Origin of the sequence: Paracoccus pacificus (genome assembly GCF_042680785.1) — a bacterium.
GTDB classification, from domain to species: domain Bacteria; phylum Pseudomonadota; class Alphaproteobacteria; order Rhodobacterales; family Rhodobacteraceae; genus Paracoccus; species Paracoccus pacificus.
This window is the reverse complement of record NZ_JBHUEN010000041.1, coordinates 1-1,773: the sequence shown is the minus strand read 5'-3', so window position 1 is coordinate 1,773 and position 1,773 is coordinate 1. Positions and strand designations below refer to the sequence as shown.

The following is a 1,773-nucleotide window of genomic DNA, read 5'->3' as shown; positions in this document are numbered from 1 at the left end:
CGGGCGGTCGCAGTCCCCGCTTCAAGCCGCTGATCTCGTCCGTTCAGAGGAATTCAGTGAAAAATCGAGGTGCCCTTAAGTCGCAGCTTATCCAACCGACAGGCTCGGCCCGATACTTTCGTGATCCGTCCGATGGCGCACGGGTGGAGCAGGTATACACCGCATACGAGGCGGCGCTCACCCAAGCCAATGCCCTAGATTTTGGTTCGCTCATCGCCCAGGCCTATCGCCTTGTCACAGACTTCCCCGGCATCGCCGGACGCTATCGCAAGACCTATGCCTACTGGATGTTCGACGAGTTTCAGGACACTACCGATGGGCAGTACCGACTAATCCGCGCGCTCGCCGGCAAGGATTTCAGGAATGTCTTCGCCGTCGCCGACGATGACCAGATCATCTACCAGTGGAACGGCGCGAGCTACCAACAGATCCAGCGGTTCCGAGCCGACTTTTCCCCGCAGGAACTGCAGCTTCCCACAAACTACCGTTGTCCGCCCGCAATTGTTGCCGCCGCGAACCATCTTGTGGTCCATAATCTGCAACGCACGGCCGCCAAGCAGCCGCTGGAGGCGGGCAAGACCTCGCTGAAATATCGCGATGAACAGCACATCCGCGTCCTACGCTATTCCACCGACGAGGTGGAAGCCGCGTCGATTGCGGAAGGCATCGCCAAAATCGACCGCGCTCGATGGGGTGAAGTCGCGGTACTGGCCCGTACGCGCTACATGCTAGAAAAGCTTCAATCCGCGCTGACGCAGAAGCAGGTCAGTGCGGTCATTTCTCAGCGCCGCGATGATTTCCGATCACCTCAGTTCCTGTGGCTCACTGCCGTACTTCGCCAAGCGCTGCGCCCGCTTGATCGGCGTGCGCTGGAAACCCTGACCGGCGCTTTCAATCGTTGGTTTGGCACTGACGCCCGTGTCGATCTCATCATCACCGCCACCGAATTGACGGAACGCTCCCTGCTCGATGAATGGGCGGTAGCGGTCAAAGCCGGACTGGGTGATGATGTCAATGGCAACGCTCTCGTCGATGTAGCTGCAACCTTCGCAAAGGAGCCCGCGCGGTTCAGGCAGTTTGTTGACGCAGTCCTCGCCATGATCCCGGCGCAGGACGATGAAGCCAGTGACATTGCAGAAGACCGGGCGGCTTGGTCCGATCTTGTGAGAAGTATCGGCAAAACCATCGGCCGCGATGCGCCACTTGAACAGTTTCTCCAGGAACTGGCCATCCGCTCAAAGGAAGCCCCAGTCGGCAGCAATACCGTGACCCTTATGACGATCCACGGCGCCAAGGGGAAGGAGTTCGATCATGTTTATGTGGTCGGACTGGCGGAGGACATCTTGCCGAGCTTTCAAAGCCTGAAGGCGGGCGAGAACAGCGCTGAAATGGAAGAGGAGCGGCGCAACTGCTTCGTGGCTATCACGCGTGCGCGAGAGTGGCTCTGCCTCTCCTATGCAGACAACTATCGGGGATGGAACAAGCAACCGTCACGTTTTCTACGCGAGATGGGTTTCGTGTTGCCCGATCAACCAGCGCAATGAAGCTCTGATCAGTCCAGCACCAAGTGGTTGGCCTGCTGGACACTGATGACGAACCCACGAATGTCCGCCCCCGTCATTGCACCACGCCTCCGGCGCAGAAGCAGCGAAAGCCCGCCTTTTCGCCCCTGCTGGTCGAGCTTGCTGCAGTGCAGCCGATTACCGCGTGAGAACGGCGGTGCGAAATTAGTCCACGTTAGCGGCGGCATGGTGCTGCTGCGGGCGGCGTAAA

Annotated in this window: 2 protein-coding genes; one reads left to right on the top strand and one right to left on the bottom strand. The window is 59.3% G+C overall.

What is annotated here, in order from left to right; all coding sequences use genetic code 11:
- A partial coding sequence (locus ACFSCT_RS12420) for an ATP-dependent helicase (RefSeq protein ID WP_379143194.1) occupies positions 1-1,544 on the top strand: 1,544 nt, incomplete at its 5' end.
- Positions 1,545-1,552: 8 nt separating this feature from the next.
- On the opposite strand, the gene ACFSCT_RS12415 is transcribed toward ACFSCT_RS12420, so the two are convergent.
- Positions 1,553-1,773 (bottom strand): hypothetical protein (locus tag ACFSCT_RS12415; RefSeq protein WP_379143192.1); only part of this gene is annotated, 221 nt, incomplete at its 5' end.